17 protein-coding genes and 4 pseudogenes are annotated in these 22,922 nt (G+C 68.9%); 12 read left to right on the forward strand and 9 right to left on the reverse strand.

Features of this window, described 5'->3' with window-relative positions:
- The first annotated feature begins 128 nt into the window (after positions 1-128).
- A complete protein-coding gene (locus tag OHQ87_RS05230; protein ID WP_442930683.1) occupies positions 129-254 on the forward strand; it encodes a hypothetical protein in 126 nt (41 codons plus the stop codon).
- 55 nt (positions 255-309) lie between these two features.
- On the opposite strand, the gene OHQ87_RS05235 is transcribed toward OHQ87_RS05230, so the two are convergent.
- From OHQ87_RS05235 to OHQ87_RS05245, 3 genes are read right to left on the reverse strand one after another with little or no spacing between them, the layout of a single operon-like run.
- Positions 310-873 carry a dihydrofolate reductase family protein gene (locus OHQ87_RS05235; RefSeq protein ID WP_328345444.1) on the reverse strand — a complete coding sequence of 188 codons (564 nt, stop codon included), beginning with the start codon at positions 871-873 and terminating at the stop codon, positions 310-312.
- 4 nt (positions 874-877) lie between these two features.
- Positions 878-1,357 (reverse strand): SRPBCC family protein, encoded by a 480-nt coding sequence (locus tag OHQ87_RS05240; RefSeq protein ID WP_328345446.1) that lies wholly within the window; start codon positions 1,355-1,357, stop codon positions 878-880.
- Complete coding sequence (locus tag OHQ87_RS05245) at positions 1,354-1,728, reverse strand: ArsR/SmtB family transcription factor (protein WP_328345448.1); 375 nt, start codon at positions 1,726-1,728, stop codon at positions 1,354-1,356. The genes OHQ87_RS05240 and OHQ87_RS05245 overlap by 4 nt, the downstream gene beginning before the upstream one ends.
- Before the next feature lie 77 nt (positions 1,729-1,805).
- Here OHQ87_RS05245 and OHQ87_RS05250 point away from each other — a divergent pair.
- Positions 1,806-2,189, forward strand: a pseudogene (locus tag OHQ87_RS05250) (LacI family DNA-binding transcriptional regulator); the annotation flags it as partial.
- A 116-nt stretch (positions 2,190-2,305) separates the two neighbouring features.
- On the opposite strand, the pseudogene OHQ87_RS05255 reads toward OHQ87_RS05250, so the two are convergent.
- Positions 2,306-2,701, reverse strand: a pseudogene (locus OHQ87_RS05255) (MFS transporter); the annotation flags it as partial.
- Between the two features lie 351 nt (positions 2,702-3,052).
- Between OHQ87_RS05255 and OHQ87_RS05260 the strand changes: the two are divergent.
- Both OHQ87_RS05260 and OHQ87_RS05265 read left to right on the forward strand, forming a co-directional pair.
- Positions 3,053-3,490 (forward strand): hypothetical protein, encoded by a 438-nt coding sequence (locus OHQ87_RS05260; RefSeq protein ID WP_328345450.1) that lies wholly within the window; start codon positions 3,053-3,055, stop codon positions 3,488-3,490.
- Positions 3,491-3,708: 218 nt separating this feature from the next.
- Positions 3,709-3,978, forward strand: coding sequence for a helix-turn-helix domain-containing protein (locus tag OHQ87_RS05265; RefSeq protein WP_328345452.1), 270 nt, complete (start codon positions 3,709-3,711; stop codon positions 3,976-3,978).
- On the opposite strand, the gene OHQ87_RS05270 is transcribed toward OHQ87_RS05265, so the two are convergent.
- Positions 3,897-4,541, reverse strand: coding sequence for a helix-turn-helix domain-containing protein (locus tag OHQ87_RS05270; RefSeq protein WP_328345454.1), 645 nt, complete (start codon positions 4,539-4,541; stop codon positions 3,897-3,899). The genes OHQ87_RS05265 and OHQ87_RS05270 overlap by 82 nt on opposite strands.
- Here OHQ87_RS05270 and OHQ87_RS05275 point away from each other — a divergent pair.
- Positions 4,440-4,715, forward strand: a pseudogene (locus OHQ87_RS05275) (hypothetical protein); the annotation flags it as partial. The gene OHQ87_RS05270 and the pseudogene OHQ87_RS05275 sit on opposite strands and share 102 nt — an antisense overlap.
- On the opposite strand, the gene OHQ87_RS05280 reads toward OHQ87_RS05275, so the two are convergent.
- Complete coding sequence (locus OHQ87_RS05280) at positions 4,677-7,796, reverse strand: AfsR/SARP family transcriptional regulator (RefSeq protein WP_328345456.1); 3,120 nt, start codon at positions 7,794-7,796, stop codon at positions 4,677-4,679. The pseudogene OHQ87_RS05275 and the gene OHQ87_RS05280 overlap by 39 nt on opposite strands.
- Before the next feature lie 142 nt (positions 7,797-7,938).
- Between OHQ87_RS05280 and OHQ87_RS05285 the strand changes: the two genes are divergently transcribed.
- The gene (locus OHQ87_RS05285; protein WP_328345458.1) at positions 7,939-8,898 is read left to right on the forward strand and encodes a hypothetical protein; all 960 of its coding nucleotides are present in this window, start codon (positions 7,939-7,941) and stop codon (positions 8,896-8,898) included.
- Positions 8,899-9,263: 365 nt separating this feature from the next.
- Here the strand turns inward: OHQ87_RS05285 and OHQ87_RS05290 are convergent, their stop codons facing one another.
- The gene (locus tag OHQ87_RS05290) at positions 9,264-9,725 is read right to left on the reverse strand and encodes a VOC family protein (protein ID WP_328345460.1); all 462 of its coding nucleotides are present in this window, start codon (positions 9,723-9,725) and stop codon (positions 9,264-9,266) included.
- Between the two features lie 684 nt (positions 9,726-10,409).
- On the opposite strand from OHQ87_RS05290, the gene OHQ87_RS05295 reads away from it, so the two are divergent.
- A complete protein-coding gene (locus OHQ87_RS05295; RefSeq protein WP_328345462.1) occupies positions 10,410-11,621 on the forward strand; it encodes a pectate lyase in 1,212 nt (403 codons plus the stop codon).
- Positions 11,622-12,032: 411 nt separating this feature from the next.
- Complete coding sequence (locus OHQ87_RS05300; protein ID WP_328345463.1) at positions 12,033-13,643, forward strand: glycoside hydrolase family 44 protein; 1,611 nt, start codon at positions 12,033-12,035, stop codon at positions 13,641-13,643.
- Positions 13,644-13,851: 208 nt separating this feature from the next.
- Here OHQ87_RS05300 and OHQ87_RS05305 read toward each other — a convergent pair whose 3' ends face one another.
- Positions 13,852-15,972, reverse strand: a complete 2,121-nt coding sequence (locus OHQ87_RS05305) for a ThuA domain-containing protein (protein WP_328345464.1) — start codon at positions 15,970-15,972, stop codon at positions 13,852-13,854.
- 64 nt (positions 15,973-16,036) lie between these two features.
- Positions 16,037-18,844, reverse strand: a complete 2,808-nt coding sequence (locus OHQ87_RS05310) for a PQQ-dependent sugar dehydrogenase (RefSeq protein ID WP_328348750.1) — start codon at positions 18,842-18,844, stop codon at positions 16,037-16,039.
- A 520-nt stretch (positions 18,845-19,364) separates the two neighbouring features.
- Here OHQ87_RS05310 and OHQ87_RS05315 point away from each other — a divergent pair.
- The 4 genes and pseudogenes from OHQ87_RS05315 to OHQ87_RS05325 form a co-directional block, all read left to right on the forward strand.
- Positions 19,365-19,544, forward strand: a pseudogene (locus tag OHQ87_RS05315) (3-ketoacyl-ACP reductase); the annotation flags it as partial.
- A gap of 112 nt (positions 19,545-19,656) precedes the next feature.
- Positions 19,657-20,190: a TetR/AcrR family transcriptional regulator C-terminal domain-containing protein gene (locus OHQ87_RS31330; RefSeq protein WP_442930793.1), complete on the forward strand. Its 534-nt coding sequence runs from the start codon at positions 19,657-19,659 to the stop codon at positions 20,188-20,190.
- A gap of 918 nt (positions 20,191-21,108) precedes the next feature.
- Positions 21,109-21,336, forward strand: coding sequence for an acyl carrier protein (locus OHQ87_RS05320; RefSeq protein ID WP_328345466.1), 228 nt, complete (start codon positions 21,109-21,111; stop codon positions 21,334-21,336).
- Between the two features lie 31 nt (positions 21,337-21,367).
- Complete coding sequence (locus OHQ87_RS05325; RefSeq protein ID WP_328345468.1) at positions 21,368-22,888, forward strand: amino acid adenylation domain-containing protein; 1,521 nt, start codon at positions 21,368-21,370, stop codon at positions 22,886-22,888.
- The last annotated feature ends 34 nt before the right edge of the window (positions 22,889-22,922 follow it).

Here is a 22,922-nt window from a genome sequence, read left to right on the forward strand (position 1 = left end):
TACTGCGAGGGCAGCACCGGCACGACGACCTGGGGCATCACCTGGTACTCCGGCAGCGTCGGCACCTTCACGACCGCCGGGTCGACCCTCTTCGCCCCCTGCCCGGCCAGTAACTCAGGACCGCGATCGTGACCTGGATCGAACGGGCCTACCACCACCGCCGACGACGCCGACGACGCCGACGATCCCTGTCCCGGTTGACCCCTATCGAGTACGAGATCATCATGACCCCACCGGCCAGTCAGGCCGCGTGACTGCAACTGTCACCTACCGGTGCAGCAGACCCCGACGACCGGAAGGGCTTGTCGTTCACTGTCCGAGGGGGCGGTAGCGGAGGTGTACGACGCCGTTTCGGAACCGGCGCTCCTCGATGAGCTCAAGCTCGGCGCGCATGCCGGTCGGCAGCCCTGGTCTACCCCCACCGACGACGATGGGCAGGATGAACAGTTCGCACTCGTCGATCAGCCCGGCATCGAAGGCCTGTGCCGCGAGGTTGGCGCCTCCGACCATCAGGTCGCTGCTGGCTGCGGCCTTCAGTCCGCGGACGGCGGACGGGTCGAAACGGCGTTCGATTCGGGTGTCGGCAGTCGACACCGCGGTGAGGGTGGTGGAGTAGACGATTTTGCTCGCCGCCTGCCAGGCGCTGGCGAAGCCGGCCATGAGGTCCGACTTCGCCGCCAGAGCGGGGTCGGTCTCCCAGACAGCCATCGCCTCGTACAGGCGCCGCCCGTAGAGAAACGTGCCTACAGGCCGTACGAGTTCGGTTTGGAACGCGAACACTTCGTCGTCGATGGGGAACCAGGCGAAGGCGCCACGTTCGTCCTCCATGTAGCCATCGAGCGACATGTTGTTCATGTAGATCAGCTTTGCCATACCTCTACCTCTCAGGGATCAGCTGCACATTCAGCAGGTCGGCGTCCAGCTTGGTGAACGCTTGACGCCAGCCCTCCTCGCTCGGCCGCGCCAGATGTTCGGGGAGCCACTGGCGGATCGCGAGTCGCGTCCGACCGTCCGCCTCGTCGTGGAACTCGATCCGCAGTCTCGTCTCGAACGGCTCGACGCCCTCCTGCAGCCGCCCGCTGACGCGCATGATCCCGTCGATCAACTCGCCGTCGACGACGTCGGTGAGGTCGACGTGGACGTGGACGCGAAGGCCGGGGTCGGAGGCGTTGACCTCGGTCCACCGTTGAAAGCCGCCGGGGCGCACGTCGAACTCGATCTCGTCGCGCGGCAGTGAGTTCCCGATCGGGCCCCACCACGCCGCCAGGTGCTCGGGATCGGTGAAGGCGCGGTAGACGAGCTTCCGCGGCGCGTCGAACACACGCGAGATCGCCAGCTGCGGTGTCGTCGTTCTCATTCCATCTCCTTATGGTCGTCGGCCGTCCGGTCCGTCGCCCGCTCAGCGGCCTGCACAGCAGCGAGGTGGGCGTCGAGGCGGGTGAGGGACGAGTCCCACAAACGCCGGTAGCGCTCGATCCAGTCGGCCGCCTCGCGCAGCGGGGCAGCCTCGAGGTGGCTCGCGCGCCACTTACCCGACCGCGACCGCGAGATGAGCGCGGCGCGCTCAAGGACCTTCAGGTGCCGGGACACCGCCGGCATCGAGATCGACAGAGGAGCGGTGAGCTCGGTGACCGTGGCGTCGCGTGCGGCCAACTCGGCGATGATCGCCCGTCGGGTGGGATCGGCGAGCGCCGAGAACACCGCGCTGAGTTGATCGGTGGCTACCATCGAAAGCCCTCTCACTTAACCAACATGTTAAACGTATGGCGTCGCGAACGATACTGTCAACGGAGGAGTCGACCGCCATGCGCGCTCGCCTGTCCGACATCGCCCTGCAGGTCGAAGTCGGCGAGGCCACGGTGTCGCGGGTGCTCAACGACCGCCCCGGCGTGGCCACGGAGACCCGAGGGGCCGTCCTGACCGCCCTCGACGTACTCGGCTACGAGCGCCCCGCCCGGCTACGCAAGCGCAGCGCCGGCCCTGTCGGCCTGGTGGTGCCGGAGCCCAAGAACCCGATCTTCCCCGCCTTCACGCAGGTCATCGAGTCGAACCTGGCGCAGAGCGGGTTCACCCCAGTGCCCTGCACCCAGACCGCAGGCGAAATCACCCAGGACGAGTACGTCGAGATGCTGGCCGTGGCGCACCTGGTGGCGCTCGGCCACCGGCGGATCGGGCTGATCACCGGTCCGGTCCCGCAGGACGGCGAGATAGCCTGCCGGGCGGGTGTGCGTCGTCCCTGGGCGTGGCCCGGCGACGACCCGGCGTCCCACCGCCGGTGACTGATCAGGATCAACATCGGAGCCGTTTACGTCAACGTGGCCAGGAGATAGACGGCCTGAAAGGTGACAAGCCGGGAAGTGTCGACGATCATCCCGGCGATGAGCCCGCCCAGACCGAGACCGAGATTGAGCAACGCGAATTCCAGGCCGAAGACGCGCTGCCTTTGCCCGCCGTCCGTGACTGAGGTGAGGAGGGTGGCCTGCCCCGCCCGGATCGCCGAACTGCCCAGCGCGATCCCCGAGACGGCCAGCAGTGTGGAAACAAACGAGTCGACGAATGCCAGCGAGCCGACGACGGTGGCTTCCACCAGGTAGAAGACAATCAGGGACCGGCGGGAGCCGAGGCGGTCGATCAGGATTCCGCCGACTGGCGCGAGGCAGAGAACGATTGCGCCGTACCAGCCCACCACCAGACCGACGTGGGTGGCCGAGAGACGTGCTTACCCGCCTGCGCTTGGCGTTTACCACTCCTGACTCATGCGCCGACAGCCGAGGACGGAGTTTTCCCCGACCGGGGACATCGTGGATGCGGGCCTGTGCACGGGAGTGTTCGACGCCCAGGGCGTGTCTGACAGAGGTTCAGTGTTCTGGCTTGAACTCTGGCCCCGTCGTTTTTCAGTTGCTCTCGGATGCCCAGTGGGCGTCGTTCGAGGGGATGCTCCTGAAACCGGCGGGACGCTCGGGCCGGAAGGGATTGGTCGGCGACGTATGATCGCGGTGGTGGCGAAGCGTCAGGCTGAGATTCCGGCACCGGTGTGGGGGAGTGGGTCAGGGTGTTCGGTTGGAAGAAGAAGCTCGACGATATGATGGGGCAGCTCAGGCCCGACCTGAGTCGGGAGTCGCTCGGCGTCGGGCCCGACTTCCCCGGCGTCGCCCCGAACCCGCTCCTGAGCGGCGATGCACGGAAGCGCAATGCGGAACTGCGTACGGGGGCGCTTGCGCTCGGTGTTCTCGTCGACTGGCGGGAGGTGAACAGCAACCCTCGCGTGGTCCTGATGTTCGACGTGGAGACCGCCGACGGCATCTCGTTCCGCGGTATCGCCGACGAAGACCTCACGATCACCGAGCTCACCCGACTCGCCCCGGGACAGACGTTGCCCGTGCGCTACCGGCCGGCCGTCATGGACCACTACGTCGCCCTTGCCCGGGACGCGGACCCGGCCCGTGTACAGCAACTCGCTGACGAGATCGCGAGCCGCAAGCGGACCTGACCCGAAGCCCCTGGCCGGGTGCGGCTGTGCCGTGACCAGAAACGTTCACGGTGGTGGTTGACCCGCCGTCCGGCGTGTCGGTCGGGCGGCGTCGTGTCGGTCAGGCTGTGACGGTGGCGGATCTTGTACGCGTGCGGCGGCTTGGTGATCAAGAAGGTCAGCAGCTGCTCAGAGTCACCCGCCGGGGAACCGGCTCACCGATCCGACCGAGGCGGGCGATGGTCGTGCTCGCCTCGGCCGGCGGGAACACTGTGCCGTCCATCGCCCGTCTCGTGCAGGCCGACGAGGACACGGTCCGGCAGGTCGTCCACCGGTTCAACGAGATGGGGATGGCCAGCCTTGGCCGGCCGAACGCGTCCACCCTCGACCCGGCTCGGGTGAAGTGTCTGCCCCAGAGCCGGGTCGTTCAGGTGGGCGATGTCGGGGAGGGCGACAGGTGGGCGCGTTCGCCCTGGGCGCCGAAGAGCGTGAGCAGCTCCGCGGCCTGAGCGCCGGCGCTGCCGATCTGGTGCGGGATACGGGTGTCGAACTCTGCGGCTTCGCCGGGGCCCAGCTGGTATTCCTGGTCACCGAGGACGAGCCTGACGTATCCGTTGAGTACGTAGAACCATTCGTACCCCTCGTGGGTCTGCAAAGTCGTCGTAGCCGACTTCCCGGCCGGCGGATAGATCACTTTGTAGGCCTGGATGCCTCCGGGACGTCTGGTCAGCGGCACGACGGTGAAGCCGGATCGCCGTACCGGCCGTAGGTGGATACGTGGATCGCCGGTGGGCGGGGCCGCGACCAGTTCGTCGAGCGGGACGTCGTGCGCCCACGCCAGCGGCAGCAGTTGCTCCAGTGTCGGGCGCAGTTTCCCGTTCTCTAGACGCGACAGCGTGCTTGCGGTCAGGCCGGTCTCTGCCGCCAGGGCGGCCAGTGAGATGTTCCGGGCCTGGCGTAGTGCGCGCAGGCGCAGTACCTGCACACCCCCTTCGCGCTGGATCGCGCGCGAGCACTGCGTACCGCGGCGCACGCACTGCGCCCCGGCGGTCATCTCCTGATCGTCGACCACGGCTCGACCGCACCCTGGTCGTGGGACAAAGATCCCGACACCCGTTACCCCTCACCCGGCGAGACCGCAGCCGAGCTCGCCCTCGACCCGGCCCGGTGGTCCGTCGTACGCGCCGCGATGGCGGCAGCCGGACCGCTATCCGGGCAAGGACTCCGACGCGAGAAGGGCGAGTAGCTTTTCGATTCGCTCCGTGCCCGGCTGGTGGCCGGTCAGGGCGTGCGACTGTGCCGCCAGCCGCGCGCTGCGCCAGGCGGCGGTCACGTCACCAGCCGAGTACTCGGCTGCGGCGCGGGCGGCGAGCGTCCGGCCTTCGAGCAGCAGATAGCCGCACTGCCGCGTGATGGACAGCGCCGCATGGCACCAGGAAGGTGCCGCAGGCTCGTCGATTTCGGCGAGGCTGACGGTGATATCGGCCTCGATATAACGATCCGCAGTGGTGCGCGCAGTTCTCAAGGCATCCAACAGGATTCCGGTTCTCCCCTCGACGATGCCCAGGACGTGGAGAGCGAGCGCTTCGACCCGGGGCTCGCCCGGGGTACGCGCCATGTCGAGCGCCTGCCGGGCGAGGCTGGCCGCGTGCGGACCGTCGCCACGATCGCAGTGGACCCGAGCCAGCGCACACAGGGTTGTGGCACGGCCCCGGCTGCCCATCTGCTCATGTAGTTCCAGTGCCTCGGTCAGCGTCCGTAGTGCATCGTCGGACCGGCCGAGTAGGTGGTGGACGACGCCCAGGTTACTCAGGATGAGTGCCCGACTGGAGGCTGCCCCGCCCTGGTGTGCCAGGGTGAGCGCCGCGTGATGATGGTCCGCGGCTTCGCGGAGCCGTCCGAGGTCGGCGCAGACCAAACCGAGATTGTTGTGGTTGACGGCGACGCCCGCGGTCCGGCCGTTGCGCCTGTTGAACTCCAACGCCTGCTCCATGACCCGCAGGGCTTCACCCGGCTGGCCGGTCATGCGAAAGACCGGGCCCAGGTTGCCCAGCGCGGCTGCTTCGCCATCGCGCCATCCTGAACGGTTCGCGGAGACCAGCGCCAGCTGATAGTCGTCGATCGCCTCGGGGAACCGTTCCAGCCGCCAGTGCAGGGCGGCGAGACTCAGCCGGGCCGCCGCCTCGGCCTGCTCGTGTCGGTCGGCCCGGGCCGCGGAAAGACCGATCCTCGCGACCTCGGACCATTCCGTGGTGTGCATTCCCAGCCACAGGTATCCGCGCAGCGCGTCCGCCAGCGACCAGGCGACGGTGTGCAGTTCCTGGTGCGCCGCATGGCGTGTAACGGCGACGAGGTTGTGCCGGTGCGCGTCGAGCCAGGCGAGAGCGTCGACATGGGTGGCGAATCGCATCGGTGGCCCAGCGGGCGCGGGTAGCTGCGTGGGCACGCGTAACACTTGTGGATACAGTCGGTCGGCTGCGGCGTACACGCTGAAGAGGTACCAGGACAGCAGGTCACCCAGGCTTTCCCGATTGTCCTCGATCTTCGCCAGCTCGGTCACGTACCGGCCGAGCAGGTCGTGTGTGCCGTAATGACCCGGCGTCCGCTCCTGCGCCAGGTGCGCATCGGCGATACGAGAGAGCATGTCCGCCGCCTCGCCGGCTCCGCATCGCAGCATCGCGGCGGCCGACTCCGCTGTCACGTCGCAGCCGGGCACCAGGCCGAACAGCCGGAAAAGCCGCTGGAGTCGCGGTGGCAGAGTCTGGTACGAAGCGGCGAACGCCGAACGCACCGCAATCTGTTCGTCGTCACGGACGGTCAGCACGGTCAGCGGGTCGCCCGCGCGAAGCCGCGCCAGGTACCCACTGACCATCTCGTGTGGGCGGCCGTGCAGGTCCGCTGCGGCGATACGCAGGGCCAGCGGCAGATGTGCGCAGTCATGGGCCAGTTCCGCGAGAGCGTCCCGCTGCTCGGCGACCCGTTCCGCGCCGATGACGCGGGTCAACAACTCGGTGGCCTCCTGCGGCGCGAGCACGTCCAACGACAGCCGTTGCGCGTCGTGCCGAGCGGCCAGCCCACCGAGGCGGTCACGGCTGGTCACGATCACCAGGCAGCCGGCGCCGCCGGGCAACAGCGGCCGGACGTGCGCGGTGTCGCGGGCGTTGTCGAGCAGGATCAGCACCCGCCGGTCGGCGAGCACGCTGCGGTAGAGATCCGTTGCCTCGTCGACGTCGTCTGGCACCCGTGCGGGCGGCACACCGAGCGCGCGAAGGCAGCGCGACAACGCGTCCAGCGGGGCTATCGCCGCTCCGGGCGAGTAACCGCGCAGGTCCAGGAAGAGCTGACCATCGTCGAAGAGCGGCCGTACCCGGTGCGCCCACCGGATCGCCAGCGCCGTCTTGCCCACCCCGGCCGTCCCGATGATCGCGACGACCGCCAGGGCGCCGCTTTCCCGAGCCTGGCTCAGCATCGTGTCCATCGCGGCGAGTGCGTTGCCACGGCCGGTGAAGGTGGACAGGCCGGCGGGCAGTTGGGCGGGACGCAGAGCAGATCCGGGTTCCCGGACCGGTGGCGCGGGCCTGTTCGGCGGAAACTGTTGCCGCAGCACCCGGACGTGGGCCTCCGCGAGCCGCGCTCCCGGCCCGATGCCCAGCTCGTCGGCGAGTAGGCGGCGGATCCGCTCGAACACCCGCAGCGCCTCGGCCTGGTGCCCCGATCCGGCCAGCGCCGTCATCAGCCGCACGGCGAGACCCTCGTGCCACGGGTTCCCGGTGACCAACTCGCGCAACGGCGCCACCACGGCGGCGTGCCGACCGAGCGCGAACTCGGCGTCGAACAGGTCCTCGGACGCGGCAAGCCGCTTGTCGTGCAGGCTAGCGGCGGCCGCCGGTACGAACGCGGCGGACGCGCCCGCGAGTGCCGGGCCACGCCACAACGCCAACGCCTGCCGCAACAGGGTGGTGGCCCGCTCGTGCTCGCCGGAGTCGGCGTACCGACGCGCAGCTTCGGTCAGTCCGGAGAAGACCACCACATCCAGGTCGTCGCCGGTCAACTCAAGGCGATATCCCCCAGAATCCGAGTAGATTGTTTCGGGCATACCGGCCGCACGGGTCAGTTGTCGCAACCGGGAGACGCAGACCTGGACCTGTGCTCGTGCGCGGGTGGGGAGAGCTCCGCCCCACAGCGCCTCGGTCAACTGCTCCGCCGACACCACCACGTTGGCATTGAGCAACAGATACGCCAGCACAGCGCGTTGTTGGGGTCGCCCCAGCGGCACTCGCTCGCCCCGCACCACGGCCTCAACCGGGCCGAGTAAGCGCCATGTCATCCGGCCCCCACATCGATGTATCGAACTTTATTCTATGTGTCGCCGCCAGGGCGGCTATCGGATGGCTAGCCGATGGCAAGCCGGGCAACGCAGCCTGATGGAGCCGGGCGGATGGCCCGGGAACATGGGTAAAGGAGCTTCAATGAGACGAAGAATCCGCGCGGCTCTCCTCGCGGTGACGACGCTCAGCATGGTCGTCGCGTCGGTCGGGGTCGCGCAGGCCGACGAGTCGTCGCAGCCATCGCAGTCGTCACTGCGCGACGCACGGGCCGCCGCAGCGGCGTCGGGCGGACTGAGCCATGCCGCGAAGGGCGGGATCGGCATCGCCGCGACGTGGTTCACCGGCACCCTCTCGGCCGGCGGCACACAGGGCTGGACCTGGACCAACGCCCCAGCCGACGCCGCCTATGTGGTCGGCTACAACCCGGCCGGCGCCACCACCTCGGCCACGTGCCAGTTCGAGACGATCAACAGCCGGTATGTTCAACTGCCCAGTGGGGAGCGGCAGTACCAGTTCACCCTCAAGAATGTCGGTTCGATCGCCTGTGGTGCGACGGTGCAACTCACGGCGGTGACCAGTTCGGTCCTTGCCTCGACCGGCGGCGTCAGCCCGGGTGGCACCCAGACAAGCCTCTGGAACGTCCCCTGGAACACCATCTGGGTGGCCGCTCTCAATCCGAGCGGCGCCACGAGTTCGGCAGCCTGCCAGTTCCAGGTGACACGCGTCTGGACCGTGCAGCCGGGCAGTTCGCTCCGGCAGATCTGGGTGGAGGTGAAGAACGTGGGGACAATCACCTGCCAGGCCGACATCCGGCTCGGCTCCACCACCATCGGTTCGCAGTTCTCCATGGCAACAGTGGGCCCCGGTGGCACCTGGTCCACGACCTGGAACAACGCGAATCCCGTCACCTCGGCCTACGTGATCGGCCCGTCACCCCAGGGCAGCTTCCCCACCTACTGCCAGTTCGAGGTCACCCGCGTGGTCTACATCCAGCGCATCAACAGTGACGGATCATCTCAGCGCCAGCTCGCGATGTGGTTCAAGAACCTCAGCACGCTGTCCTGTGGAGGGACCGCCTACCTGCAAACCATCGCGGCCTGATCCGCACCCGTCCCCGCGGTCATCGCGCGACAACCATCGTTGTCGCGCGGTGGCCGCGCCCTTTTCGCCGCCACTCTTCCCCGGGACCGCATAGAGATTTCGACACCCTCCCGTGCGAGTGCAATGCGGCGACCGCGCCCGATCGGCCGAGAACCAGGAATTCGCGATATTACGAAATCGCTCCGGATCTCGAATGGCCAGGTTCGTTCGATGTGGTGGGGCGCTGGCCGGCGGCGACGTATTCACGGACCGCGGTCCGGGCTTGGGCTGGGGTCACTCGTGCAATGTCGGCGGCGATGTCCACCAAGCCTGCGCCGGGTGACCCGTACACGGTGATGGGTGTGTCTGCTTCCCTTTCGGCGGCGTTAATCCGCCTGCCCAAACCACGCATCGTGGACAGCGCGCAAGCCGTCGTCCGAGGAGTCGGTCAACCGGAAGAACTTCCACGCATACCCGTACGGGTCCTCAAACTCGACGTACCTTTCCCCCCACGGTGCGTCCATCGGACCGGCACTGATGACGCAGCCAGCAGCCCGGCACCGTAGGGCCGCCTCGTCGATGTCTTCAACTTCGAGCCCGATGACAACGCCAAGCCCACGCGGACCGGCCTTCGTCCGACGTTCCCGCACGCTGTCCGGGAACGGGATGCCTACCAACGCGTCGACCAGCAACTGCACCGGACCCCTGCGGAGGATTGCCATCACGACACCACCATCCGCGCCAGGCACCGTGCCCACCGGGACAAAACCGAAGCTCCGATACAACGTCGTCGCCGCAGTCACGTCACCGACCCGCAACCCCACCCGAACCGACGGCTCACCGCTCATACAGCGACGGTAGCTAATCACCACACCGCATGAGCGCCTCACTCAACCCGTCCCTTCAACCTCTGTATGAAGTGCGCCTCACCCACCTCGCCGGTCGCTCCCGGGGGCGGGCGGCACTCGCGCCTGGAACCGTTCGTACTCCTCGCTGCGGGGTGGCCCGCCGCAGCCGCTCTCGAATCGCGCGGTGCGGTCGGGGGATACCTACCACGCGACTCTCTGATCAGGGAGTTGGCCACAGGCTGCCGCGCTTTCCACGGGCCGGACGCAGACGCGCGCTGGCGGAGGATTCGGCAGACGGATCGAACACCTCGGCGAGGTCGCCGTCCGGCTCTCCGGGATGGCGACGGTCCAGCAGTCACTCCAGGACACACCGGACGAGGTCCCGGAACAGTGGGCGGCCTGCCTGTCGAAGCGGGTGGCCCGGGCCCCGCCCCCACCGGCGACCCCGGGGTGTCCGGCAGGTCCACCGCACTCAGCCGGGCGGCCTGACCGGTGCGGTGCCTGCGGGCGGGGCTCGGTGTGCCCACCGCTCCGCCGTGCAGCAGCACCGACACGCCCTACCAGTTCTTAAAGGACAAAATAGACGAAGATGGTGTGACCCTTGCCTCATCATCGACCAGCCTCTATGGTCGATGGAAAGCGCTTTCCCGTACAAGGTGCTTATGCTCGAAAGGGTGAAATCAGATGAGACGCAAAGTCGCCTCGCGGTGGCTGGCCGGCGGTGCCACCGTGGTCGCCGGTGCCGTCATCGCGCTCGCGCTGCAGATGCCCAGCGCCTCCGCCGCCACGAACCTGAGCCTCGGCGCCGGCGCCGACGGCTCCAGCAAGGCCAGCGGTACCAGCTACGGCAACGTCATCGACGGCAACGCCAGCACCTACTGGTCGCCGAGCGGCTCGACCGGCACGGTCTCGGTCAAGTGGGGCAGCGCCACCACGGTGTCCTCGGCCGTCATCGTGCAGGCCTCGGGCGGCGGCTCGATCAGCGGCTGGCAGCTCAAGAACAACGACACGGGCTCCGTCCTGGCCAGCGGCAGCAGCGCGCCGAGCACCGTCAACTTCTCCTCCACGTCGCTGAAGAAGGTCTCCTTCGTCATCACCAGCGCGTCCGGCACTCCGCGGATCGCCGAGTTCGAGACGTACTCCAGCGGCGGTCCGACCCCGACCACCGGTCCGACCACCGGTCCCACCAGCGGCCCCACGTCCAGCCCGACCAGCAACCCGGGCACGCCGACCGGCGCGTGGCCGTCGTCGGCCGGCTCGGTCAGCATCTCCGGCACGGTCAACGTCTCCGGCACCTTCGACGGCGGGATGAAGACCTACTGCTGCATCGGTGACGGTGGGCAGAGCGAGTCGCAGGACCCGATGTTCAAGATCGCCAACGGTGGCACGCTGCAGAACGTCATCCTCGGCTCGCCCGCCGGCGACGGCGTGCACTGCGAAGGCACCTGCACCCTGCGCAACGTGTGGTGGAACGACATCGGTGAGGACGCCGCCACCTTCAAGCAGACCAACGGCGGTACCTCGTACGTCATCGGTGGTGGCGCGCGTAGCGGCAGCGACAAGACCTTCCAGCACAACGGCAACGGCACGGTCAACATCTCCGGCTTCTACCTGAAGGGGTCCGGCAAGCTGTACCGCGGCTGCGGCAACTGCACCACCTCGTACACCCGCCATGTGCGTATCGACAACGTCCTGGTCGACGACATCGACATGCTCGCCGGCATCAACAGCAACTGGAACGACACCGCGACGATCACCCGCGTGGTCGTGATCGGCTCGGCCACCATCTGCGGCAAGTACAAGGGTGTGCCCAAGGGCAGCGAACCCAGCTACCTCGGTGAGGGCTGGAACGACGCCAACTGCAAGGTCAACAGGAGCGACGTCACCTTCCGGTAGTCACCCCGGACGGGTTCCTTCCCGGAGGGGCACCCGCCGCCGGGCGGGTGCCCCTCCGGGCTGCAGCCGCCCGACGGCTGTCACACCCGGGGCGACAAACCCGAGCGCCGGTGAGAGGCGTCGCGCCGACGTTTCGATGTGGAACGGCCAGCTCAACGAGTGGAAATCGGCGGCACGTGGTCCCCGACCCGGGTCTGCGTAAACTCCACGGGCGGTTCGGCACCGCGGCGCGGTGCCAGTGAATGGCGCTCACCACGGCGACGCCCTTGCATTCCTGAGCGTTGACGAGTTGACTCGACATTGACGGTGAATAATATGTGGGCGGGTTCGGTCCGTCCTGGGCCGATCGACGGCGGGAGTCTTCTGATGGTGCAACGACGGCGCGAGCCACGTTCGGCCACGGTGATCGGGGTGGCCGGATCTCTCGTGGTGGGGCTGTTGACCACCCAGGCGGGCGTCGGTCCGGCGGCAGCCGCCGCCGACGGGCTCACCCTGGCTGTGGACGTGTCCGCCGCCCGGCACCGGATCAGTCCCGACATCTACGGCATGAACGGCGGCGACCCCGCGCTCGTCGCCGAACTCGGCACACCGGTGGCCCGGTGGGGCGGTAACGCGAGCAGTCGCTACAACTTCAAGAACCACACCTACAACACGGGCAGCGACTGGTACTTCGAGAACATCGTGGCCGGCCCCGACAACACGGTCGAGGCGTTCGTCCAGCGCAACCGGGACCAGGGGACCAAACAGGTGGTCGCCGTGCCCTTGATCGGCTGGGTGGCGAAGGACTCGCCCTCGTCGCACCCGTTCGCCTGCGGCTTCCCGGCCACCCGCTTCCCGGAGCAGGACTCGTTCGACCAGTGGGACCCCAACTGCGGCAACGGCCGGCACGCCGACACGAACCTGACCGGGGCGGTCCCCACGGACACCTCGATCCCGGCCGGCGCGTCGTTCGCGGGCGAGATGGTGTCCCATCTCGTGGACCAGTTCGGCCCGGCGGCACGCGGCGGCGTGTCGATCTACGAACTCGACAACGAGCCGGTGCTGTGGAGCTCCACCCACCGCGACGTGCATCCCGACCCGGTGGGCTACGACGAACTGGGCGGCAAGGGCACGGCGACCGCTGCGGCCATCAAGGCCGCCGACCCGCGTGCGGCGGTGCTCGGCCCGTCCGGCTGGGGTTACTGCGAATGGGTGGCGTCGGGTGTGGACGGATGCGCGCCGGGCGCGGACGCGGCGGCGCACGGCGGGCTCAACCTGTCCCAGTGGTACCTGAAGAACATGAAGGACTTCAGTGACGCCCACCGTGGGAAGCGCTTCCTCGACTACTTCGACCAGCACTACTACCCGCAGATCAGCGGGGGTAAGGACCCGGACGCCAACGCGCTGCGGCTGCGGTCCACCCGGTCGTTGTGGGATCCGACGTACGTGGACGAGTCGTGGATCGGTCCCGGTGGGGTGAACGCGCCGCCATTGCAGTTCATCCGCCAGATGAAGGCGTGGGTCGCGCAGTACTACCCTGGCACGAAGATCGCCATCACCGAATACAACTGGGGTGCGCTGGACGACATCAACGGCGCACTCGCGCAGGCCGACGTGCTCGGCATCTTCGGGCGTGAGGGTCTGGACCTGGCCACCATCTGGGGCGAACCGAAACCGACCGACCCCGGCGCGTACGCGTTCCGGATGTACCGGAACTACGACGGAGCCGGGAGCAGGTTCGGGGACGTGAGCGTGTCGGCGGCCAGCAGCGACCAGGGACAGCTCGCGGTCTACGCCGCACAACGCTCGTCCGACAAGGCACTCACCGTCATGGTGGTCAACAAGACGGGCCAGGATCTGACGTCACGGATGGCACTCGCCGGATTCCACGGCAGGGACAAGGCGCAGCGGTTCACCTACGGACCGGCCGACCTCACCTCGATCGTCCGGGGTGAGGATCTCCCGGTGACCCGGGGCGGCGTCAGCGCGACGTACCCGGCGAACTCCGTGACGCTGCTCGTCCTGCCGCAACGCCGGCACTGAGCGGTCGGCGGGGGCGGCCGGGGACGGAGGCGTGGCGGGCTGCCGTGCTGCCGTCCCGGGCCGGACTGCTGCGGTCCGCCGGGCCGGAGGTGGACGACCTCGTGGTCACGCTGCACGACAAGGGCACCGGACCGGACGACAGTTGCGACCTGGGTCGGACGTGCCCCCGCTGCCGGTCCGACAGCGGGGGCACTGCCTGCCTACCGGGTTACGGCAGGGTCCATTTCTGGTTGGCGGCGGCCAGGCAGGTCCACAGGTGGACGGCTTGGCCGTCGGTGGCGCTGTTGTTCGACACGTCCAGGCATTTGTTCGACTGTGGGTTGCGGAGGGTGCCGTCGGCCTGGGCGGACCAGTTCTGTGCGCCGCTGCCGTTGCAGGTCCAGAGTTGGATCTTCGTGCCGTCGGTGGAGCCTCCGCCGGAGATGTCCAGGCATTTGCCCAGTGCCTTCACAGTGCTGTTCGGGGTGACCGACCAGGTCTGGGCGGCGGTGCCGTTGCAGGTGTAGATCTGGATCTGGGTGCCGTCGTCGGTCGCCGCGTTGCGCACGTCCAGGCACTTGCCGCCGAGCCCGACGACCGGCCCGGTGCCCGGGGTACCGGGGATGCCGCCGCCCCGCACCAGGGTGAAGTCGTCCAGGTCGAACAGGCCGGTCCCGGAGCCGGTGAAGGTCAGGTACACGGTCTGCGTACCGGTGGGCACCCCGGCCAGGGCGGCGCTGACGTCGGCGTACGTGGTCCAGCTTCCGGTGTTGGGCACCGCCACCTGGCCGAGCAGCGGGCCGGTGGCCGAGCCGGTCCGGATGCCGATGGTGCCGCCCGATCCACCGGACACCACCCGGGCCCGCAACGAGGTGACCCCGGTCAGGTCGAGACCCGGGTACGCGGCCCAGTCGCCCGGGTCGACGTAGCCGAGGGTCTGCCCGCCGTTGGCCCCGGCCTTGGTGAACGCGCTGACCCCGTTGGCCGAGCTGAACGCCTCGGCCTGCACGGTGGTGGTGCCGCCCGGTGGCGGGGTACCGCCCAACTCCTTGATCCGGACGTTGCGGAACGACACGTCGTCGCCCGTGCCGTGGTTCTGGAGCCCGACGTGGCCGGCGAGCGAGCGGGCCGGGTCGGTGTTGGTGAAGTCGTTGATCTTCCGCCCGTTGAGGAAGACCTGGAGACGTTCCCCCTCGACCAGCAACTCGTAGCTGTTCCACTCTCCTGGCGGGTTCAGGGCGGCGTCCCGGGCGGCCAGGTCGGCTGACTGGAAGGTGTAGACCGCACCGGTGGTGCGGTCGGCCGCGTCGGTGGCGTCGATCTGGATCTCGTACCCGTTGTCCACCGCCGACCAGGGGTCGGTCGACGGTGGGAAGCCGATGAAGACGCCCGAGTTGTCGTCGCCGGGCATCCGCCAGTCCAGTTTGAGGGAGTAGTTGGTGAACTGCTTGGCGCTGTACCAGTACAGGCCCATGCCACCGGCGGAGGTGAGGGTGGCGTCGGAGTTGCTGAAGCTGCCCGGACCGGCCTGCGACCAGCCGGTGGTGGACCCGTTGTAGAGGTTGCTGTAGCCGGTCTCCGGACGGCAGTCGGCCTTCGCCCGACCGGCCGCGTAGCGGATGCCGCCGAGCAGGTGGCTGCGGAACGCTGCCTCCGCGTACGACCCCTGGGTGTGCCCCAGGCCGGTGTAGAACGACCGACCGGAGCTGACCGTCTTGCACCAGGAGATCGGATGGTCACCGCCCATCGAGCCGCCCGAGTACGACGACTCGTCCAGGGTGGCGAGGACCCGGGTGCCCGCGCGCGGGTTGGTCTGGTAGTTGTACCACTCGTCGGTGCGGGTCCAGGTCTGCGGCAGCTGCCCGGTGGCCGGGTGCGCCCGGTTCTCGATGCGGATGTTCGCCTGCTGGATGGCCGGGTGCGAGGCGAAGTAGCCACCCACCAGGCTGCCGTAGTACGACCAGCCGTACTCGGTGTCGGCGGCGGAGTGGACGCCGACGTACCCGCCGCCGCCGTTGACGTACGACTCGAAGGCGGACTGCTGTGCGGCGTCCAGGACGTCCCCGGTGGTGTTGAGGAAGATCACCGCCTCGTACTGGGCCAGATTCGCGGTGGTGAACCGGGACGCGTCCTCGGTCGCGGTCACGGAGAAGCCGTTCGCCGCACCGAGCTCCCGGATCGCCTGGGTGCCGACGGCGATCGAATCGTGCCGGAACCCGGCGGTCTTGGAGAAGACCAGCACGTCGTACGGAGCATCGGCCGCACTGGCCGGAGTCGCCGACGTCGTGCCGGCAAGAACTGCGGCAGCGGCGGTCACCGCGCCGAGGACGGGTCGAAGGAGTCTGCGCATGTCACTCTCCCGAACGGGGTGGAGGGTGGTGCCGGGGCACCCCGTGGGTGCCCCGGCAGGCGGGTTACGGCAGGGTCCACTTCTGGTTGGCGGCGGCCAGGCAGGTCCACAGGTGGACGGCTTGGCCGTCGGTGGCGCTGTTGTTCGACACGTCCAGGCATTTGTTCGACTGTGGGTTGCGGAGGGTGCCGTCGGCCTGGGCGGACCAGTTCTGTGCGCCGCTGCCGTTGCAGGTCCAGAGTTGGATCTTCGTGCCGTCGGTGGAGCCTCCGCCGGAGATGTCCAGGCATTTGCCCAGTGCCTTCACAGTGCTGTTCGGGGTGACCGACCAGGTCTGGGCGGCGGTGCCGTTGCAGGTGTAGATCTGGATCTGGGTGCCGTCGTCGGTCGCCGCGTTGCGCACGTCCAGGCACTTGCCGCCGAGCCCGACGACCGGCCCGGTGCCGGGAGTGGTGCCGCCGGTGACGAACGTGAACGTGTCGAGGTCGAACAGTGCCCCGGTGCCCCCGGCGAAGGTGAGGTAGAGCGTGCCGGTGCTGGCCGGCGCGCCGGAGATGGTGCCGGTGACGGTGGTGAAGGTCTCCCAGCCACCGGTGACCGGGACCGTCGCCTGGCCCAGCACGGTGCCGGTGGGCGAACCCATCCGCACCTGGAGGGTGCCGCCGACGCCGTTGGAGGAGACCCGGGCGCTGAACGAGGTGGCCTTGTCGAGCCGGTACGGCTCGAACGCGATCCAGTCGCCGTTGTCGATGCTGCCGACGGTCCGGCCGCCCTCGGCCGGGGCCTTGTCGTAGAGGGTCACCCCCGAGGACGTCTTGAGGTGTTCGGCCTGGCGCTTGCGCGGCTGGAGGGTGTGCTGCTTGTGGGTGGTCAGCCCACCGGCGTCGGTGTACTCGGCGTCGAAGATCGCGAAGATGTTCGCCGCGTCGTCGTGCTCGCCGTCGACCGGGATGGTGATCGAGCCGGAGCAGCCGTTGACCGAGGTGATCTGGTGACCGTGCTGGTCGTGGCCGAGCACGTAGGTCATTCTGACCTTGGTGCAGTCGATGGTGCCGTCCTCGGGGTCGGTGACGGTGATGCTGAACGGCACCGTGTCGCCGTAGGAGAAGAGCGAGCCGTTCGCCGGGCCGGTGATGGTGACGGTCGGGGCGGTGTTGCCGACGCCGATCTGCACGCCGGCGGTACCGGTCGCGCCCTGCGGGTCCCTGACGGTCAGGGTGACGTTGTAGGTGCCGTTGGCGGTGAACGTCTTGCTGGGGTTGGCCGCCGTGGAGGTGGTGCCGTCGCCGAACGCCCAGGAGTACGTCAACGCTCCGCCCTCCGGGTCCGACGACCCGGCCGACGAGAAGTTCACCGTCAGCGGAGCCGCCCCGGAGGTCCTGTCGGCGGCAGCGGCGGCGGTCGGCGCGCGGTTGCCACCGGCGACGTAGTCGTACCGGTACAGCGCCGAGTTGGCGTCACCGTTGAAGTAGCCGGTGCCGTAGTCGAGGACGTACAGCGCGCCGTCCGGGCCGAACGCCGAGTCCATGACCTGCTTGCCGGTCCAGGGGAACGACGCGTCGATGGCGCCCCGGGAGCCGTCGGCGTTGACGTGGATGGGCTTGATCCAGCCCCGGCCCAGCTCGGTGGCGAAGAACTGGCCGTCGAAGGACTGCGGGAACTTCGTGGTGGACGGGTTCGACGCGCTGTAGCGGTAGACCGGACCGGCCATCGGCGACTCGGAGCCGCCACCGAACTCCGGCGGGCTGCCGGCGTCACCGGCGTACCGGATCCAGGCCGGTTGCGCCCCGGGCAGGGTGGGCAGGCCGGTGTTGCGGAACGAGTTGTTGGTCGGCCCACCGGTGCAGTTGTACTTGGCGCCTGCGGTGCCGGCGGCGAAGTCCCACTCCGCGTACGTCTCGGTGGCGGTGTTGGTGCCGGTGCAGTACGGCCAGCCGTAGTTGCCCGGCCCGGTCACCCGGTTGAACTCGACCTGCCCACTGGGGCCGCGCGTGCTGGTGGTACCGGCGTCCGGGCCGTAGTCGCCGACGTAGACGACCCCGGTGGCCTTGTCCACGCTCATCCGGAACGGGTTACGGAACCCCATCGCGTAGATCTCCGGACGGGTCCGCGCGGTGCCCGGGGCGAACATGTTCCCGGCCGGGACGGAGTAACTTCCGTCCGCGTTCACCTTGATCCGCAGGATCTTGCCGCGCAGGTCGTTGCTGTTGGCCGCGCTGCGCTGCGCGTCGTACGCGGGGTTACGGTTGGTCCGCTCGTCGATCGGCGCATACCCGGCGGAGTCGAACGGGTTGCTGTCGTCGCCGGTCGACAGGTACAGGTTCCCGGCCGCGTCGAAGTCGATGTCCCCGCCGACGTGGCAGCAGATGCCCCGGTCGGCCGGCACGTCCAGGACGTTGACCTGGCTGGACGTGTTCAGCGTCCAGTTGGCGTTGAGGGTGAACCGGGACAGCCGGTTCACGCCCTGCCAGGCGGAGAAGTCCGTGCCGGTGGCCGGAGCGTCCCCGGCGGGGGTGGACAGCGGCGGGGCGTAGTACAGGTAGACGTGCCGGTTGGTGGTGAAGTTCGGGTCCACCCCGACGCCCTGGAGGCCCTCCTCGTCGTGGGTGTAGACGGGGATCGTGCCCACCACGGTGGTGGTGCCGGCCGCGTCGGTGCGACGCAGTGTGCCGTTACGGGCGGTGTGCAACACCGACCGGTCGGGCAGCACCGCGATGGTCATGGGCTCGCCGACCTCGGCTACCCCCTTGGCCAGGGTGACCTGCTGGAAGTCGGTGGGGGTGATGGTGTGGGCCTGGGCGGGTGCCGGGCTGCCGAGGGCGACCAGCCCGGCGGCGGCCACCAGTAGTAGTGCGGAGCTGACCGACGCCATTCGTCGGCCGGTTGCGCCATCGTGTGTGGACACTGGCTGTCCGTCCCTTCCTGACGTGCGAATGCCAGGGCGGGGCGCGTGTCGTCGCGCCGGATGCCGTAGCGGGGGAGGGGTCGATGGATCACCGCGCCGCCGGTTCACCTCGCCGAAACACTTTCGTGATGGCGAAGACATTAAGCCGTTTCGATCCTGCTGTCCATGCCTTCTGTCGAACCACGGCGGACTTTCGCTTGAACCTTGAAAAGTCCCCACCGTTGCAGCACGGGGCCGAGACGACGGCGACGACTGTGGAGCGCAGTAGGACCGGCACCCGTGCCTGCGCAGGGCCGCCGCGTACGCCTGTTCCAGGGCGTGCCGCGCACCTGCCGGGTCACCCCAGCTCCAGGCGCAGCGCGGCCCGGGTCGCGCCGGCCACCGCCCGTACGTGGTGGTGGGGGAACGCGATGTCGCCGGGTGGGCCACGCCCGGCGGCGTCGAGGAGCTCGCTGGCCCGGCTCAGCTGAGGCCGGCCTCCCGAACGGCGACCAGGCCGACGGCCACCCCGTTGTTCCTCGACGGGAAGGACCAGCAGACGATCGACCACCTCGCCTCGCTGTCGCCGCTGCAACGGCTGGGCCGGCCTGACGACGTCGCCTTCGTTGCCGGGCCGGCGCGCTGGATCAACGGTCAGGTCATCTACACCAACGGCGGAATCGTCTGACCGTCGAGACTCAAGTGGAGGTATGCCATGCCCGCCGGAAGGGTGACACATACGCGAGTGTCAACATCACTGTCGAATGTCGATGTCGACCCATCTCTAGGTGAGCAATGAGATGCCATCGGCATTCTCTGAATCGCTCGAGTTCGGGGTCACGGAGTGCCCGGCCGGCGGCGGGTGCGTTTCCGGCCGCAGGTCGCGGCACCCATCCCGGTACGCCGCAGTGGGCACGTCCTCACGGCGTCGGTACGCGCACCGCGTCGTCCTCGGTGCCGCCCTGCCGCGTCACCACAGGGTCTGCGCTGTCGGCCGATCCCGCCCGGGGCCGGACAGGCTCACCAAGGCCCTGGCCGACCGCTTCGACCGCCCTGCGCTGGGCGGCCGATCGCGGATCTCCGATCCGGTCCTGGCCGCCGAGCAGTTCCTCGCGCTGATCACCGGGCCGTTGGAGAGCCGGTCGTGCTACGGCAACCGCAGCGTCTCCGCGCAGAAACAGCGGGTCGTCACACCGTGGCCGCCGTGGATACGTTCCTGCTGGCCTTCGGGTTGGCCAGACGCATCGACAACACCACCGTCAGGGGTGGCCGGGCACTCCTGGCGGAGGCGCTCTGTCGATCAGCGCCGCCAGGTCCGAGCGCGTCAGGCTTGAACCTCCGCCCGGTCACCGCACCCGTGGAAACCAGCTAACCCACTCTCCAAAAAATCGGCGCTTGACGTACGGCCAGGTCGGACGCACCTCAATCGACTACGCAAAGAGCCTGCCGCGATGGACGGCGTTCCAGGCACCCCACCACGAGCTACTCCATACGGCGGTCAAAGCCAACCCGCCGATTGGCCACCTGATCAGTCGGGACACCCAAGGTGAATTCCACATCGTGGGAAGCTGGTTCCGCTGCTGGCAGTAGATCGACAGACTTGATCGCGGAACAGTGCTGTAGAGAATGTACTACTGTGTCTCGGGGGCTCAGGTGGGGTATTCGAACTCCCTCCAGGAAATGGCGGGGGATGCGTCCGATCAGACGGAAGAATCACGTCTCTGACCGTTCTATTCGCCGGACGCGGTGGCACGCGCGCGTCGGCCCGGATCGCAGCCGGAGACCTGTCGGGCACGTACGAGTGAGCCGTCTGGACGTTACCAGCGTCAACCTCGCCTTCGAGGCGCCGATCGCCCGTCTGGTGGAGCGCCTCGGCACCGCGCGACTGCCGGTGGCTGCGACAACCTTCGGCGCACGTGCCGCGCTGCTGATACCGGCCGGCGGCGGGCGGCGCTCCGGTGATCTTCTGTGCCGGCACCACCGGTCTCGCGGCCGGCGTGACGACGCTGAGCGTGCTGTTGCGTCCCCACCGGCAGCAGGAGCCGCCACCGGAGCTGCCGACCCAGGTCAGGGCTTCAGTCCGGTCCATCTCCTGGGGCACCATTCCGCTCGGCTCATTGCTGGCGGGCCTGTTCGCCCAGCTCCGGGAGCCCCGCGCCGGCCTTGTGCTGGGCGCCGGCAGTGCTCTCCCCGCACCGTGGTGCAGCCAGGTGCGGCACTGCGCAACCTCGACGAAGTAAGGATGGCAGCCCATGCCTGAGCCCGGCGGCAACCGCACGATCGTCCTACGCATCGTTTCCGATGTGCTCGAGGTGCCGGGCGTCACGGCGGCCGACAGCTTCTACGACTTCGGTGGGTCCTCCCTGCAGGCCATGCGGATCTGCGCCCGGATCGGCAGAGAACTGGGGATCGAGATCCCGGCGCAGGTTCTCTTCGACAGCGACACGCTCGCCGACGTCATCTCGATGACCGAAGCCTGATCCGTTCCCACCGGCCGAGGGAGCAGTCTCCGTGCCCTGGACCACTCGCCCGCCGTCCCCGCCGATCCACGAAGCGGTCGCGGCCCAGGCCCGATCGCGGCCGAACGCGGTTGCCCTGATCCACCGGGATGAACACGTCAGCTATGCGGCGCTGGACGCCGCCGCGGACAGTTACGCCACCGACCTCTGGTCGAACGGGGTACGGCCGGGGCACAGGGTCCCCGTGCTCCTCCCGCGGACGCCGCGGTTGATCATGGTTCTTCTCGGCATCCTCAAATGCGGCGCGGCCTACGCCGCCATGGACCGTCGCTGGCCGCCGGCCCGCGTCGCCTACCTCGCCACCACCCTGCGGGCCCCGCTGATGGTGTCCGATGTTGACGTGACCGGCAGCCCGGCGAGCTGGACCCCCGCGGACCCGATGCCCGGCCGTGTCGGCGCACGGCACGGCCGGCCACCGAGCGTCCCGGTCAGTGGCACGGACCCCGCCGCGATCTTCTTCACGTCGGGGAGCACCGGCGTCCCCAAGGGCGTGCTGTCACCACATCGCGCGACCACCCGGCTGTTCGGTGGCGGTGGGTTCGCCGACCTCGGCCCGGGCAGGGTCGTCCTGCAGGCCGCACCTCCGTCCTGGGATGCCTTCAGCCTCGAAGTGTGGGGTCCGCTGACGAGCGGCGGGTCGTGCGTCCTCGCCGAGACCGACCACCTGTTGCCCGCGGAGCTCGTCCGCCTGACCAGCCGGGCCGGGTTGGACACGGTCTGGCTCACCTCGTCGCTGCTCAACTTCCTCATCGACGAGGACGATCCCGGCCGGTCCTGCCTGACCGGACTGCGGCACGTCATCACCGGCGGCGAGCGGCTCTCACCGACGCACGTGGCCCGGTTCCTGCTGCGCCACCCCGGCTGCCGGCTGACCAACGGGTACGGCCCGGTGGAGTCCTGTGTCTTCGCCACCACCCACCGCATCACGGCAGCCGACTGCGACCGCCCGGACGGCATTCCGCTCGGCCGGCCGGTGCCCGGGACGACAGTGCACATCCTCGACGGCGACGAGAGCGTCGGCGCCGGAGGAGTCGGCGAGATCTGCCTGGCGGGAGACGGACTCGCCCTCGGCTACCTCGACGACGACCACGCCACCTCGGCCGCGTTCCCGTACCTCACCATCGACGGCGTGCCGCAGCGCGTATACCGCACCGGTGACCTCGGATGCCTGGACTCCGATGGGCTTCTGCACTTCCGCGGCCGGGCGGACCTGCAGATCAAGATATCCGGGCATCGGATCGAGCCGGCGGAGGTCGAGAATGCCGCACGACGGCTGCCCGGAGTCCGGGACGCCGCCGTGCTCCCCGTCCCGGCCGAGGTCACCGGCTATGACCGGCTGGCGCTGTTCTACGTCACCGACGGGGCCGTCGCGACCTCGCCGGCGGTGATCCGGCAAGCGCTGGCCGACGCGCTCCCACCGCATCTCGTACCGCACGTCCTGCGGGCCCGCGACGAACTGCCCACCACGATGACCGGCAAGATCGACCGTGCGGTCCTGCTCCGATCACTCTGAGATCCTCGCGTCCGCACATCGGAAGGGTTCAGTC

It is taken from the genome of Micromonospora sp. NBC_00421 (assembly GCF_036017915.1).
Classification (GTDB): Bacteria; Actinomycetota; Actinomycetes; order Mycobacteriales; family Micromonosporaceae; genus Micromonospora.